We start from the raw sequence: 15,213 nt of genomic DNA on the forward strand, positions 1-15,213 counted from the left end.
CTCAAACTGTTTAGAGTTGGAGCAAATAGAACAAGCCGCCCAGCCATTGGGAATTTTGAGCGCAGACCCCCTTGCAAAGGGATGGCTGGTGTGAGGCAGACCACCGACATCGACTTCTAGTATTTCTTGATCCTGCCGACCTCATCTCTATCTGTAACATTTTTGTAACAGGCTTTTTGATATTTTGATAACTGCGTCAGTTTTTCCTAAAGGTTTTAAAGGTTCTGTACGGTGGCAGTTTGAGGAAACCACTCGACCTGACAGGCGGCTTCAGGAAGGGCAGACTCCTGCTGTCCGATCGTGCGCCAGTGGCGGCACAGCAAGCCGATCGGTGTATCCATCACCGCATCAATCCAGGATTCTCCCTGCGATCGCTTCAGGCTTGAAAAACCCTGCTCAGTTACCGTCTGCCGCAGGACGATCGGAATCTCCTTGAGCAGCCATCGACTGAGTCGGTAAAAGGTTTCGCGCCGGGTTAAAGGCTGAGCCAGAGCTACACCGTGCAGCTCGTGCAAATAGCAATTCGATCGCCCGTAGCGCGTCCACTGATGCCGCAGCTCGCGCCAGGTTGAACGATGACGATGCTGGACGATCGCCTGTTCCGCAAACTGAAGCTGCCAAAAGCCCTGCTGCTGAATTCGCCAGCACAGATCCGCATCCCCCCCTGTGGTGAGCCAGGGACGGAATAATCCTGCTTGTTCTAAAGCTTGCCGCCGGACAGCTAAATTTGCCGTCTGCCCATAGGAATAAAACGAATGGGAGAGGGTATGACACTGAGACAGAATTTGATGGCGATCGGCGTACCGCTCAAGTAAGGAAGTTCCAGGAAGCGGTAAAATCTCGCCTGCGACAATGCCAATTTTTTCACTGCCAGCTTGTTGAAAAGGCTGAACCAGATGCAGCAGCCAATCCGGCTGAGGACGACAATCAGCATCGGTAAAGGCAAGAATTTCTCCGATCGCTGCCCGAATGCCGCAGTTGCGTGCCGCGTAGGAGCTTTGAATTTGAGTTTCAGATAGCACCCGGAGTTGAATCCGGCGATGCCAAGCAGGTTCCTCTATGGGATGAGCGGGATGATCGGTTTGGGAATCGATCGCGGGTACGGCGGGCGCGATTTCTGTCTGAGAAAACTGCGAAGCTGCTAATTCAAGTAGTTCCAGGGTGCGATCGCTGCTGCCGTTGTCAACCAGCAAATATTCGACGCGAGCGGCTGGATAAGTTTGTGCCTGTAGGCACTGGAGCAATCCGGGCAAATCTGCCTCGCCGTTGTAGATGGGCACAATCACGGAGACGAGCGGGAGCCGAGCTAGGGAAGTGTCAGGCAGCTTTGCATTCGCCAGAGCCATAACGTATAGCAGGATTGCGATAGGGTTGAATTCTGAATTCTCACAGAATGCCCAGATCGATTGGGCCTAGGATCAAATGAAGTAGAAATCTGTTGCGTAATGCGAAGAACAATCGTTGGAGTGATGGGACCAGGCGAAACGGCAACCGATCGCGATTGCCAGACTGCCTTTACCTTAGGTGAGCAGATTGCCCAGCGAGGCTGGATTTTGCTGACAGGCGGACGCGCGGTGGGCGTGATGGAAGCTGCCAGCCGTGGGGCGAAGCAAGCAGGCGGACTGACGATCGGCATTTTACCGGGAACCACTGATTATGGGATGTCTGAAGCGATCGATATCCCGATTGTGACTGGCATGGGCAGTGCCCGCAATCACATCAACATTCTCACCAGCAACGTGATTACTGCCTGTGGCATGGGAGCCGGAACGGCTTCAGAAGTTGCGCTGGCTCTGAAAGCCCAAAAGCCTGTGATTCTGATGAATGTCGATCGCCTCACAGCTCAGTTTTTTCGGCAGCTTTCAAGCAATGATCCAGCAGGAGGAACGACTCCCCATTGAATTTGGGTGGCAGAGCGTGTGGAAGAGGCGATCGAGCAAGTAGCAGCCATTCTAAAGAATCGAATCTAAAGAAATGTATCGAGTTATCTAGAACAAACCTAAAGAAATATATCAACTCGTTAAAAACAACCTTTAAAAACAATGAGTTATCTCCCATTTCGCCCGTCTGCACTCTACCCTAAGAGGTTATAGACACATTGCTAGGGTAGCTTTATGGAAGCGCAGAAGTACCGTTTGGTTTGCACCCTTACCTTTGGCGACATTTATGGTCAGATTATTGTGTGGTTACTGGTGCTATTTATTAGTCTGGCAGCAGCAATGGCATTAATGGGAGCGAGCCGTCCTGTTTACGCCCTTGCAACCGTGGGCTTAATTTTGGTGTTATCGCTGCCGTTCTTACTCTTTGCGTTTGTCACAACTTTGTTAAACCACATTGAGTTTTACCCGTTCGATGCATTAGCAGATTCGCGTCGCGGTCGCTCAAACACAGTGCAGAGCCAAAAACCCGTTCAAGCTGCAAGTTAATCTAATTCCGATCGCAGTTTTATTCACTAGCCCTTTTCGATTTTTCATAACACATCTGAATTCAATACTACGTTCTGTAACGTGTTCAACGGCGTAGACTAACCCTCCTGGTAGAAGGCATTCCACGGGTAGTCTGCGCTATTGTTTAGGAACTGTTGGGGCTTTGTTTCCCTGCATCATTTTCTGATCGTCCATCTTGGCTGCTTTATGCTTACGGTTGAAGGTACAATCTGGCGTTCCCATCTCGATCGCTGGACGCTGGTTTCTCGCCAGGGAAAAGATTACGAAATTCACAAAGGCGCACCGCAAGGATTGCTTCAAATGGGGCTGAAGGTGCGAATCAAGGGGCAGGTGCGAGACGATGTGTTTTCTTTAGCCGGAATTGGTCCAGTGCTGGAGGTTCAAAGCTTTGAGCTACTCGAACCGTGACAAAACGGCAGAATTGCGCTGCGAATTGTGCGATCGGGCTGTTCCTGCGCTGACGGCACATCACCTTACCCCACGGCAAAACACCAAGCGCAAAAAACTAGATTCCGGTCCAACGATTCAGATTTGTTCTGCCTGTCATCGACAGATTCATGCCTTTTACAACAATGCCCATCTTGCAAAAGAACTCAATTCTTTAGAGAAATTGCAGCAAGACCCGAAAATGCAAAATTTTATTGCCTGGGTTAAAAAGCAATATCCGGGTAAGCGGGTTCAGGTCGATCGTCGCTAATGTCTGAGTTTCAACGCTGTAATGATGCGGCAGAAGGCATCTGCTTTAGTGCGAGATCTGCTTTAGCGCGAGAGCTTTAGTACAAGAGCTTTAGTGCGCCATGGGTTGCCGAATTGGAATTCGGATTATGAACTCGGTTCCTGCGCCAGGCTTGGAGAAGCATTCTAATTTGCCGCTGTGTCTCTCAGTGATGATCTGGTAACTAATCGACATCCCCATTCCAGTGCCCTTTCCGAGCGGTTTGGTGGTGAAGAATGGATCAAAGATGTGCTGTTGAATTGCTTCGGGAATGCCGCTTCCGTTATCAGCGATCGTGACTTCGATCCATCCTGCATCCATTACTGAAGTGCGAATTGTGATTCGACCTGGATGATTCAAAAGCTCCTGATAAGTGTGCTTCGTCCGATTCTCTTCGATCGCATCAATCGAATTCACCAGGATATTCATAAAGACCTGATTAAGCTGTCCGGCATAGCATTCGATGAGCGGTAGCGCGTCATAGTCCTTGATAATCTCAATTTCGGGTCGCTCTGGTGTAGCTTTGAGCCGGTGTTGCAGAATTAACAGAGTGCTGTCAATGCCTTCGTGAATATCAACTGCTTTGCATTCTGCTTCATCCATGCGGGAGAAGGTTCGCAGCGACAAAATGATCTGACGAATGCGATCGGTTCCCATTTTCATTGAAGTCAGCATTTTGGGCAGATCGTCCTGCAAAAACTCCAGATCGATCTTTTCGGCAGCCGTTTGAATTTCAGAGGCAGGATGGGGATAGTGCTGTTGATACAACTGCAAAAAACCTAATAAATCCTTAGAGTATTCCTGCACATGGGCAAGATTGCCGTGAATAAAGTTAACCGGGTTATTGATCTCATGAGCAATTCCGGCAACCAATTGTCCCAAACTCGACATTTTTTCGCTTTGAACCACTTGAGCCTGAGTTCGCTGCAACTCTGTTAACGTATTTTTGAGTTCAGCCGTGCGTTCTTCGACTCGTTCCTCTAATTCTTCTTTGCTTTGCTCCAGTGCAGTAAACGATCGGCGCATTTGCCCTGCCATGTGGTTAAAGGAGTGAGACAGGGTGTTGAGTTCTTGAATACTGCTGGTTTCTACGCTTTGATCTAGATCGCCCGATGCCATTGCTTCACTCGCTTGATTCAGGCGAAGAACGGGACGAGTAATCCATTGCGAGGTGAGTACGCCCAGCATTGAGGCAACGGCGAATGCACCAAAACAAAGCGCGATCGTGGTGCGTGTGTTCTGATTGATTTGCGCCATAAATGTGTTTTCAGGCACGCTCACGATTAGAAGCCAGTCTAATCCATACTCGTCGCGCCAAGGTGCAACATTAACAAAGTGCTGGTTTCCCTGGATTTCAAGTTGAAACTCCGCGTCCTGATTTTGAGCGATCGACTGAAAACCGCTGGAGATTTGAATGTGTCTGGCAATCGTCTGAATAATCGGGTTGGGGCTATCGACAGCGTGCAATCGCTGAACTTTTTGATTGACGAGCGTAAAGGGATTTTCTTGACCAGATGTTGCAATCAAATTGCCATCCCGCTCGACCAGAAACACTTGTCCCGATTCGCTAATACTCAGATTTTGTAAGAAGTTGTTGAGTCTCAGCAAGTGGATATCTATCCCAATCATGCCTAACAGATGATTTTGTGAATCGTAGATCGGGCGGCTAGCAGAAGCAGCAATGTAAGGGCCAGAAGGCAAGCTTGTTGTGATAATTTTTGCCCAAATCGGTTTACCAGCAGCGATCGGTTCGGTGTACCAGGGTTCGGCAAAATTGCTCCAGGTTGCTTGGAAATTAACTTTAGTTCGATTGCCCAGGGCGTCTGTCGCATAGTTGGTGTTGTTATTTTGCTGTTCCGCAGTCCAATCCTCGATTGTGGTGTTTTTACCATCAAAACGAGCGGCTCCGATTCCCTCCCCTGTCGTTAGCCCAATTCCAAGATATGTCAGGTCATACGCCTGTAGCTGATCCCAAAAGTACTTGCCTAAGGCTTGCCGATCGCTCACATCCAGTACTCCTCGACGGATTGCATCTGCGTTGATCTGGTTCAGCTTTTGAGGGACGGCAAGATATGCCTCTAAATGTTCCTGAACAACATCGCTTGTGCGATCGATCAACTGCTCTGCCAGATCATTGACTGCTTGCTGCCCATTTTTAAAGGACAAATAACCGACTAAACCAACGGCTCCAAAAATCTGGAGCACGAACGGGACAATCAGGACAATTTGTAATGGAAACGCCTTATTTCTAAGGAATTGCTGGGCTTTCATGATGGGAAGAGGGGAGGGATAGTGATTCTATTGCTGTAAGATTCCCACGATGCCCACATAGGTAACTTCTGAAGGCTGCAAGGCTCAATCGATTATCCCAGAAGGATTGCTGAAGCGTTACGGAAGCATCACGATCGTTATTTGCTACCCACTAATAGAAATCAAAAAAAAGGTGAGCAATTGCCCACCCTGCGAAACTGCTACAAATACAAAATGTACAAAACGACCAAACTATTTGAACAAACGATTGGACAGCGAATAGACGACTTCCTTAAGAGATTCCCCTGCCTCATTAAGGCTTTGCCCGATCGACCATTGTTGCTGTTGCAGGAAAATGCGAGCGGCGTTGCGCCCGGGCATTCCAGAGATAGAGCCGCCGGGGTGTGTGCCTGCGCCTGTAAGGTAGAGTCCTTCAATCGGGGTGGTGTAGTTTGCCAGTTCCGGTAAGGGACGGAAGAAAATCATTTGCTCGAAGGTCATATCCAGATGATAGTAGTTGCCCTTCATCACCCCAATTCGCTCGGTGAGTTCGGGCGGGGACTCGATATGGCGATCGATAATGGCATTTTTGAGATTAGGGGCGTAGTCTGCCAGCTTATCGAGCACACGATCGGCAACCCGACCTTTCAGCTCATCCGTCCAGCCTGTGCCTTTGTAGCCGATTCCTTCAGCCCCCGCAATTTGGTAAGGCACAAAGTATTCGATCCAGAGCGTGTGCTTGCCTTCGGGAGCCAGCGATGGATCGCGCACTGACGGAATCGCCAGATACATGGAGGGATCTTCGAGCGGAATTTTGCCCACCATTGGGTCGGTATGCGCTACTTCCACCTGATTCACCGAATCAGCAATCAGCACCGATCCCATGAGAAATTCGTCTTGATGATTGTGGTTTTCAAATCGGGGCAGTTCTGAAAGGGCACAGTCAATTTTGAGAATCGCTTCGTTGTGCATCACAATCCGGCGATCGACCCGTTCCCGCAGTTCTGGATCTGCCCGATCGACATCGCCTGGATCCATATGGTGCAGGAATAATCGCTTCGCATCGAGACTGGAAATCACGCCCCGTTTTGCCCGATATTCCGTGCCGTTTTGCGTCCGCACGCCCGCTGCCCGACCGTTATCGACTAAAACGCGATCGACAGGCTGTTCGGTTAGAATCTTGCCGCCTTTACTACGAACCAGCCGCACGAGTGCATCGACCAGCGCCCCAGTTCCGCCTTTGGGTCTTGCCATTCCCGGATCATGGCGCATCGTCATCATCATTGCCCCAACCGCCATGGTTTTCTGGGAAGGTGGCGTACTCAGCTCAGCCGCTAGTCGTGCCAGGGGAGCTTTGAGAAATTCGCTGTCAAAAAACTCGTCGAGCTGGTCACGTGGGCTGCTGAACATGGTGCGGAACAAATCCAGCGTTTTATCCGGTGTGCCCAGCAGCGAAAGCGACTTGCGGATCTGATCCAGGTCAAAATTTCCGGCAATATCTCCGATCGATTTAGGCGGCGCATTAAATATGGGCGTGAGCATCGCGACCACTCGCTGCCAGAAGTCCACATACTCTGCATATTTTTCGGCATCACGTGGGCTGTAGCGGGCAATTTCGGCACAGGTTTTTTCAACTGATTTATGCGCCAGAAAATATTTGCCGTCAGGATGGGGACAGAAGATGACCGGGTCGCAAACGAGATACTCTAAACCATACTTTTGCAGTTCCAGTTCATCCACCACCGGACCCAGATGGATAAAGATATGATCGATCGCGCAAGGATTGAACTTGAAGCCCGGAGCGGTTTCGGGCAGCAGTTCCTCAGTGGTGCAAGCTCCGCCGGGAAATTCGCCTTTTTCCAGTAAAAGGACGCTGTAGCCTGCTTTCAATAAATAAGCAGCACAAACAAGGGCATTGTGACCTGCCCCGATCAGAATTACGTCGTAGGTTTCCACTTCGGTCACTCCAGATTCATTAACCGTATGCCACTAACCGCATAAATAACGTTCCTCCGATTGCATAGGAGGGTGACAATTCCTATGTTTTACGCGTTGTTTTTGCTTTGTATTGGTGCAATTAAGACCTTTTTTCAATCTAAAAGGGCGAACGATCGTCCGCCCCTGTCTAATGGTCTATTTTTGTTATCAACTCAGTTTTTGCCAGGAAGTAGTCGGAGTTTTGTTCAGACTGTTATTCAGATTGTTCCGAGTTCTGTTCTTCGGTTGGAGTTTCGCCGCGCTCCAGTGCAGCCGGATTAACGCTCTCTTCACCGTGATCGTTGTAGGGGTATCCGGTTTCAGTCGGAATTTGCTCCTGGTCTACGTTCAACTCTTCTACCGAATTTTTATTGCCTGTACCTTTGTGACTTGCCTTTGCCATTGTCGTATCCTCAGAATAGTTGGGTTATGGTGTCAGATTTGGGAGGTGAAATTTGAAGACCCTGCATGGGAGAGGGGGTTGAAGGGGCTTCGCTTTGATTTAATGCTGGTTGCTTTAATCTTGACTGCTTTGATGCTGGCAGTTTTGATGTTGGCCATTAACCTGATATTGATAACCTAATACTGACCTAATGTCCCCGAGTTGAGTTCTCGTGAAGCTTCGATCGATTCATTCGAGAGGATCGAATTTTGAGAATAAGGTTCGCTCATCGAATCGTTCCAAACAGGTCGCTGTAGCAATTTGAATTGAGAAGATTGGAATTGAGAAGCGATTTGATTCAGTGTTATGGGTTCTACATCGTCCCCTAAATCTCTCAATATTGAAAGACAATATTGGGTGACTTTGAGCGTAAGCATGATTGGCTCGGTTCCCCCTAAAATTGGAGGGTAGGGGGGCGAGCCCGATCACAATCGGAACTTTTCAAATCGTCTTTATCTCTCTATTCTTTATCTCTTTAAGAGATGTGTCAGTGCGAAACTTGGTTCCGGCACTGCCGCAAAACCTTTTCAATCTGTTTTCAATTTGCTTTCAACCTTTATTTTCAATCTGTCGTGCGAACGTTCTACTCAATTCCATTCAAATTGGTTATCCCGCCCGCACGGTAGGATAAATTGGATCGATGGAAATTACTTTAGACCGAAGGAGAATTGGTGATATCCATCGCTTTTGCAGGCTTGATGAAGCCATAGTAGTAAGCGATCGCACCCGTCAGCGCATTAAACCAAACGTTGTTGCCCCAGATTGGCATCAAACCAAACGTATTGTTGGTAAAAGGCAGAATTCCCATCAGCGCGATCACGATGTAGGAAATTGCAAACAGGCGGTTATAAGTCAAAGAACCACCAAAGCTCGTTGCAGCAGCGATGCCAAGAATACCAACGACAATGTGGACGGCATTGTGTACAAAGTTTGTGGGAAACAGACCCAGCACATAGCCGTAGCCATCATCGAAGAACAGGCGAGGAGCATCTACCGCAACGTCAGGTGCACCCACAGGCAGCGATACAAACCCGGGCAAAAAGCCCGCAATTCCAACAAACAAGAAAATGATTCCCAGAGCTAGCGCGAGGATGCGCTCGATCGATTCCAGACTCTTAAAAGAATTGGATTGGCTTTGCATATTGAAACCTCTGCTGAATATATCGAGATACGGTTAGAACTCTACTTTCTATTCAAGCGAGGTCGCTATAAGTTCACTCTGTCAAAAGGTGGTACTATGCAAGGTTTTGCTCCTTACCTGGGAAGGATCGTGTCGCCGATCGCTGCTTACACTGCTGCTGATAGGACTGTTAACGCTCTTGCTTTCTTCCAGCCTGTAGGGATGTCGGGACTTGATGCAATGTGAAAGCGTAAGCTGCTGCACAAGACGCTCAAACTCATGATTGAGCCAGTGAATACCCTGGCTAATGCAGTCAGGACAGACCTCGCCGTATCTATCGCCCTGATCATCACATAGAATCACCCGTCCTTCTTTCATCTCAAACGACTGTTCACAGAGTGAGCAGGGCTGAGCAAGACCAGGGAAACCACACTCAACTTGCAGTTGCATATTAACCTCCTTAACGTGATGAGTACAGCGATGGATAAAGCATAAGGGTGAACGCAAGCAGGACAGGGAAAGCAAGGCGGGAGATAAGCTACTCGGTTCCCCTATTGCAAAATTCCCCAAGGCAGCGTGAAAACAAAAGCTAACCTTACTCCTTGGGAAGAAAACTGCTTCCGCCTATCAATTCTGTGCTAACACCGCTTCTAAGTCTGTATAAAAGGCGATCGTGCGATAATCCAGAGTGCTTCACTTCTCACCTATGCTTAAAGATACAGACCTAGCCTGATTAAGCTTTATTTACGAAAGTATAAATTTGTTATAGTGCTCATTCTTCTACCGAGAGAAGGAAATTAAATCTACTCTAGATGGGTTTGCTTTCTTTAAGCTCCGTCTAAAGGCGTTTTCATTAGAAACATAAACAGTTATTTTGGATACAAACTAGTAGGATCGTTAATCTAAAAAATGCAAAAAAAACCCCTGAACTCGATCAGGGGCAGGATTACAATTAGGGGAAAGTTTTTTAGCTTGTCCCTTAAACATACATTAGTTGAACTCGAAATCTCCTCGCTCGTAGGACAGAGAAGCATGAATAAAAGAACCAATTTAGAATTTGTACAAGACATATAAATACAAAGCATAGGAATACAAAGCATGAAGATAAAAGCATAGAAATACAAGCATAAAAGCAGAAAAAGTATCGCTTGAATGAGTTCTAGAAAAAAGACTTCTAGAAAAAACAGAGCAAACTTCTAGTATTTTTCCTGAAGAAATTATTTGATAAATCTATAAATAGACAATATGTACTAGTCAAGCTATCTCGTTAGCTTTCTTTGTTTCGCTTTTATTTTTTAATTATTTTTTAAGGAAAGTAAGCATTATTCTGGTTTCAAAGTTCTTCACAATCGGAAAGTGAATGCCAGCTTTAAGCAGGGCCATATCTTACCGTGGGTGATAAAAGGAATTGCTCCTCCGCATCCTCTCTTACTCCTCCGTAAGAGACAGCAAAAGCCTAATGCCTAAAGTAGAGTGCTGAAACGGCTCGAATCCGCCTGTAGAAGCGAGATCTCTCAATCTTTGAGAAGAGTACAACAGCTCGTTGTTGCACGAGTATTAAAGAATATTGTGAGCTGTGCTACTGCTCTTAAAGTCTTTTTGAAATTCACTGTGAAAAAAATGGGAACGCAGCTAACGCTTATGGAAAGCCAACGGGGGGAGGACAACTTAAGCCAGCATCTAGACATCGTGCATCAGCAAGCCGATCGTCTCTATAGCACTGCTAGCAAGCTTCCCAATGCTCAAGATCAGCAGTTTGGGAAACAACTGGTCGAGCTGCGTCAGGTGTTGAGCGAACTTCGGAGTACGGAAGAGCGGCTCATTCAAGAGCATCAGGCTTTAAGTTCAGCTTACGAGTCGGTGCAGGATCTTTGTAAGCAGTATCAGGAGACCTTTGACCTGGCTCCGGACGCTTATTTGATCACAGACTGTAGCGGCACGATCGAAGCGGCAAATCCTACGGCAACCGCAGTTTTTCGCTGTCATCGAAATGACTTAGTAGGTCGGTCGCTAAGCAGCTTGATCGCCCCTCATCACCAGCCATTCTTTCGAACCAAGCTGAACCAGGTCAATCCTATGCGGCGGGAGCGGGAGTGGGAGGTGTGCTTGCAGCGTCCGACCGGAGAATGGTTTGATGCCGCAGTGACGATCGCCGCAAACCAGGATGGGGCGGGGCAGGTCAATCGGCTGTATTGGCTCGTGCGCGATATCACAGTGCGGAAAGAAGCCGAAGAACACATGCGACAGGTGCAAGTTCAAAACGTGGAGCTGGTCGAATCCGATCGCATTAAACAGCAGTTTATGGCAACGGTTTCCCATGAGCTTCGCACCCCGATGAACGCAATCTTAGGATTTTCTGATTTGCTGCTGCGCCGATTTCATCAGCAGTATGATCCACAGCAGATCAACATGATTGAGCGGATTTTTAACAACGGTAAACACCTGCTTTCCCTGATTGAAAACCTGCTGGATGTTTCAAAACTGCGGGAAAACAATCTCCAGCTTCGCAATCAGGAATTTGATCTGGTTGAGCTGGTTTTAGAAGCAGGAAAAGAAATTCGTCCGCTGGCAACGCGCAAAAACCTGGATCTTCAGGTTGAAGTTGGGCAGGTTCCCATTCCGGTAACAAACGATCGCGTTCGGCTGCGTCAAGTAGTGATGAACCTGCTCTCGAATGCCGTGAAGTTCTCCGATCAAGGCGTGATTCGGATTGAAGTACAGCAGGTTGCAGACGATCGCATTTCGATTACCGTAAGTGATACTGGAATCGGCATTGATCCCGCACATCATTCGCAAGTTTTTCGAGAGTTTTGGCAGGTTGAACAATCGCTGAATCGAGCGTACGGCGGCACAGGGCTGGGGCTGGCAATTTCCGCCGGACTGGTGAAATTGATGGATGGCACGATTACCGTTGAAAGTGATTTGGGTCAGGGGGCGGTCTTTCGGGTAGAGCTACCCGCTCAGCTACAATCTCCGCAATCTCCCCAATCTCCCCAAACTAAAGTAGAAGTCCTCTGAAAAGGTCATTACAATCAACGTGAGAGGGAAGTGCAATCGATCGCGCCTGTTAACTCACTATGAAATTTGTTACCGACCCGTCCATTCCAAGCAAGATTGAAAAAATGAAGCAGCGCGTTCGCTGGCGTGAATCAGCAATCGTGCAGCGTAAAATTGATCAAACGCGACTGGTGCTGGAAGACGGACAGGACGATCGATCGGAGTTTTCGTTTTTGGTGCTGGGTGATAGCGGAACTGGGGCACATCGGGGCTACGATCCCCAGCGTCGCATTGCTGAAATGATGGCTGAGCAGCGAGAAGACTGCCGCTTTGTGCTGCATACCGGGGATGTCGTCTATCTGGTGGGTTCTAGCGAGTATTACCCGCAGAATTTCGTACTGCCTTATCGAGAGTTTTTAGTGGACGGCGATCGAGCAGAAAAAATTCGCTACGATCAGATGCGCTTTAACCTGCCGTTTCTGCCTGTGCTGGGCAACCATGATTATTACGATTTGCCGATTCTGTTTGGAGCGTTAGCGCAATCGTTCTATCCAGTGCGGCGGCTCCTGCGATCGAGGATTGATTTTGATATTGGCTGGCACGGTTCCTATCAGGGTGGAGCCTATGCGAAAGCGTTTATCGACTGTTTGAGCGACCTCAGATCCGGGCAGACCCTAGCTCAGCACCTCGATCAACACTACACGGCTCAGTGGGGCAGCGATCGCTGTTTGTCTTATCAGCCTAAGCTATTTACCCGTTTGCCCAATCGCTACTATCGTTTTCGGGTGAGCGGCATTGATTTTTTTGCGCTGGATTCCAATACGTTTAACGCTCCGGCTCCTTTACCCGATACCCCAGCAGGACAAGCCTATCGTGAGGTTTTGGAGCAGCGACGCAAAGAAGTCAATGCCGAACAGCAGATGATTGTTGAACGGCTTTCAGGCTTTCGCGCCGATCTGCCCCATGATTCCGAACTGATCGACGACCAGCGCACTAAATTAGAGCAGCTTGAAGAAGTCGAACGCGATATTGATCAACAGCTTGAAACCCGCACCCCGCCGCTGGTGGATGACGAGCAATTAAAGTGGCTTGAGCAAGGCTTGATCGAATCCTGGAATACCGATGACGTGCGAGGAAGAGTGCTGTTCTTTCACCATCCGCCCTATGTCACTGAAGCCACAAAATGGCATCAAGCGCAAACGCTAGCAGTGCGTCAACGAATGCGGCAGGTGTTTGAAAATGTGGCAAAATCAATCGCAGAACGAGCGGCAAATCGATCGATTGTGGATTTAATTCTGAACGGACACGCCCACTGTTTAGAACATTTGAAAACCGAATCAAACGGGCTGGCAGACGCAGGAATTAACTGCATTGTGTGCGGCGGCAGCGGCTACAGCCTACGGCGGCAGCGCATTGAAGGCACGATGCTTAACGAAACTCTGGTGGTGGATGGCAAAGTTAAAAATTTGAACGTTGCCCAATCGCATCTCTATGTCGGACGCACCGGGCAGGGTTTAGAAAAGCGTCGCCCGTATTCTTTCCTCCGAATTGATGTGCAGGAGGGCAATCCGCCGCGCTTTGTGGTTCGTCCTTTTGTCGCGGAGCGATATCGCAAACAGTGGGAAAGTTACCCGCTTCAGCCGTTTACGATCTAACCTGCAAAAGTCTTTCCTGCGAAGGGTGTCGATCGCCTGGCAACTCTTAACAATAGAAATTAGAGACAGTAGAAAAATTAGGTAATCATTGCAGTTTAAAATCTGCCCTCTGCTTTGAATTGAGCGGAGGAATTCTGGTATTTTAGCCAATCAAAAGTTTCGACAATTAATTTGGATTCTGGAGTAGAAACAATGCCGAACTCGGTAGAACAGAACAATATTAAAGAACAAATTAAGGCAGATCTGGACAAAGCACGGCAGGAAGGACAGCTTAGAAGCGATCGCATTCGAGAAATTGTGCGAAATGCGGTTGTGGAAATGCGCCAGGAAGTAAAAGCCGGATCGGGAGAAGCTCGATCGCTGATCAAAGATGTAATTTCAACCGTGTTTGAAAGCCTGCAAAGCAGAGGCAAAGAAGTCAAAGAAGAAGTTACTGCGTCGATCGAAGGCGTAATTGACGGCATTAGCGAAAGTCGCCGCGCTGCCATTGCAAAAACAGAAGCGGAGATTCAAAAGCTGCAAGCCCAGGTTTCTCAAGAAGAAAACGAACTGCACACCGACGTTGAACAAACGCTGCAAGAAATTGAAACGACCAGCAAGAGCAGTCCGGGTATGCTGCAAGAAGCCGTGAATACGGCAGTGAACGCACTCAAGAACACGGAAGAAGGCGAAATGCTGCAAAAGCGATACGCTCAGCTTCAAGCACAGTTGGCGATCGTAAAAGCCAATCTTGCAGCGCGGTATGGCGATCAATTTGATGAAGTGCAAAAGCATCTCGATAATGCAAAAGAATGGTACGAAAGCGCACGCGAATCGCAGCCCGAAGGCACAACACTGGTTCAGCAAAAACAGTCCGACGTTGAAGAAAAACTGGGCGAAGCGGGGTCTGCCCTGGCACGCGGCGAAAAGCGAGTGAAACAACTGTTGCGCGAACTGCTGCATACCGCAACGACTGCTTTTGAAGAGCGATCGAATCGCTCGAAGTAAAAGAACCCTTGCGGAATCGCGATCGTGACTTGAACTGTCTTCCTAAGAGGTGTTTTGAAACTGAACTCCTCAAAGTCGCTCCTAAGCAGGATCGATCGCGAACTCCAGAAGACTAAAACTGGGGTAGGGCATCTTCACCCTGCCCCTTTTGAGTGCATGGCATTTTGAGTGAATGACCTTTTTAATAGCAAATGACATTCGTTGACCCAGCTTAAATGACAAATCTTTTTCTGCTCATCACAGCCGTTTTGACCGAACGGCATTCCCTCCAGATAAGCTAGAGAAACAGGTTTGTCTTGAGACTATGAAATCCCACCGGACCCGCAACCAGGACAAGATTCTAGACTTGCTTAAAGCACTGAATCGGTCAGTTTCCGCACAAGATCTCTACATCGAGCTGCGAAGTCGCAGTCACAGTATGGGACTGGCAACTGTTTATCGATCGCTTGAGGCATTGAAACTCGAAGGCGTGATACAGGTGCGAACCCTGGCAAATGGCGAATCGCTCTACAGCTTGGCCCAGGAAGACCGTCATCACCTGACCTGCCTTCAGTGCGGCACTTCGATCGCGATCGACGAATGCCCGGTACATGAGCTAGAAGCAGAGCTGCACCAGTCCTATC

At 48.4% G+C, this 15,213-nt stretch carries 14 protein-coding genes; 8 read left to right on the forward strand and 6 right to left on the reverse strand.

Annotated elements, in window-relative coordinates; all coding sequences use genetic code 11:
* Positions 1 to 215: 215 nt before the first annotated feature.
* Positions 216 to 1,346: a glycosyltransferase family 2 protein gene (locus H6F80_RS05445; protein WP_190790585.1), complete on the reverse strand. Its 1,131-nt coding sequence runs from the start codon at positions 1,344 to 1,346 to the stop codon at positions 216 to 218.
* A 99-nt stretch (positions 1,347 to 1,445) separates the two neighbouring features.
* Here H6F80_RS05445 and H6F80_RS05450 point away from each other — a divergent pair, with 99 nt between their 5' ends.
* The 4 genes from H6F80_RS05450 (at position 1,446) to H6F80_RS05465 (ending at position 3,144) form a co-directional block, all read left to right on the forward strand.
* Positions 1,446 to 1,901 (forward strand): SLOG cluster 4 domain-containing protein, encoded by a 456-nt coding sequence (locus H6F80_RS05450; RefSeq protein ID WP_190790586.1) that lies wholly within the window; start codon positions 1,446 to 1,448, stop codon positions 1,899 to 1,901.
* Positions 1,902 to 2,114: 213 nt separating this feature from the next.
* Positions 2,115 to 2,426, forward strand: a complete 312-nt coding sequence (locus H6F80_RS05455; RefSeq protein ID WP_190790587.1) for a hypothetical protein — start codon at positions 2,115 to 2,117, stop codon at positions 2,424 to 2,426.
* A 207-nt stretch (positions 2,427 to 2,633) separates the two neighbouring features.
* Complete coding sequence (locus H6F80_RS05460; RefSeq protein ID WP_190790588.1) at positions 2,634 to 2,855, forward strand: hypothetical protein; 222 nt, start codon at positions 2,634 to 2,636, stop codon at positions 2,853 to 2,855.
* A complete protein-coding gene (locus H6F80_RS05465) occupies positions 2,836 to 3,144 on the forward strand; it encodes an HNH endonuclease (protein ID WP_242067180.1) in 309 nt (102 codons plus the stop codon). The genes H6F80_RS05460 and H6F80_RS05465 overlap by 20 nt, the downstream gene beginning before the upstream one ends.
* 90 nt (positions 3,145 to 3,234) lie before the next feature.
* On the opposite strand, the gene H6F80_RS05470 is transcribed toward H6F80_RS05465, so the two are convergent.
* From H6F80_RS05470 to H6F80_RS05490, 5 genes are all read right to left on the reverse strand, one after another.
* Complete coding sequence (locus H6F80_RS05470; protein ID WP_190790589.1) at positions 3,235 to 5,433, reverse strand: ATP-binding protein; 2,199 nt, start codon at positions 5,431 to 5,433, stop codon at positions 3,235 to 3,237.
* Between the two features lie 231 nt (positions 5,434 to 5,664).
* Complete coding sequence (gene crtO / locus H6F80_RS05475) at positions 5,665 to 7,377, reverse strand: beta-carotene ketolase CrtO (RefSeq protein WP_518523523.1); 1,713 nt, start codon at positions 7,375 to 7,377, stop codon at positions 5,665 to 5,667.
* 226 nt (positions 7,378 to 7,603) lie between these two features.
* Positions 7,604 to 7,792: a hypothetical protein gene (locus H6F80_RS05480; protein WP_190790590.1), complete on the reverse strand. Its 189-nt coding sequence runs from the start codon at positions 7,790 to 7,792 to the stop codon at positions 7,604 to 7,606.
* Between the two features lie 691 nt (positions 7,793 to 8,483).
* Entirely contained in the window at positions 8,484 to 8,972 is a 489-nt protein-coding gene (locus H6F80_RS05485) for a DUF4383 domain-containing protein (protein ID WP_190790591.1), read from the reverse strand.
* An 81-nt stretch (positions 8,973 to 9,053) separates the two neighbouring features.
* On the reverse strand, positions 9,054 to 9,401 hold the full coding sequence (locus tag H6F80_RS05490; protein WP_190790592.1) for a hypothetical protein: 348 nt from the start codon (positions 9,399 to 9,401) through the stop codon (positions 9,054 to 9,056).
* Positions 9,402 to 10,592: 1,191 nt separating this feature from the next.
* Between H6F80_RS05490 and H6F80_RS05495 the strand changes: the two genes are divergently transcribed.
* From H6F80_RS05495 to H6F80_RS05510, 4 genes are all read left to right on the forward strand, one after another.
* Entirely contained in the window at positions 10,593 to 11,969 is a 1,377-nt protein-coding gene (locus H6F80_RS05495) for a sensor histidine kinase (protein WP_190790593.1), read from the forward strand.
* 59 nt (positions 11,970 to 12,028) lie between these two features.
* On the forward strand, positions 12,029 to 13,603 hold the full coding sequence (locus H6F80_RS05500; protein WP_190790594.1) for a metallophosphoesterase family protein: 1,575 nt from the start codon (positions 12,029 to 12,031) through the stop codon (positions 13,601 to 13,603).
* 192 nt (positions 13,604 to 13,795) lie between these two features.
* Positions 13,796 to 14,590, forward strand: a complete 795-nt coding sequence (locus H6F80_RS05505; protein WP_190790595.1) for a histidine kinase — start codon at positions 13,796 to 13,798, stop codon at positions 14,588 to 14,590.
* A 304-nt stretch (positions 14,591 to 14,894) separates the two neighbouring features.
* On the forward strand, positions 14,895 to 15,213 hold a 319-nt coding region (locus tag H6F80_RS05510; protein ID WP_190790596.1), incomplete at its 3' end, for a Fur family transcriptional regulator.

It is taken from the genome of Leptolyngbya sp. FACHB-711 (assembly GCF_014695615.1).
Classification (GTDB): Bacteria; Cyanobacteriota; Cyanobacteriia; order Elainellales; family Elainellaceae; genus Leptolyngbya_A.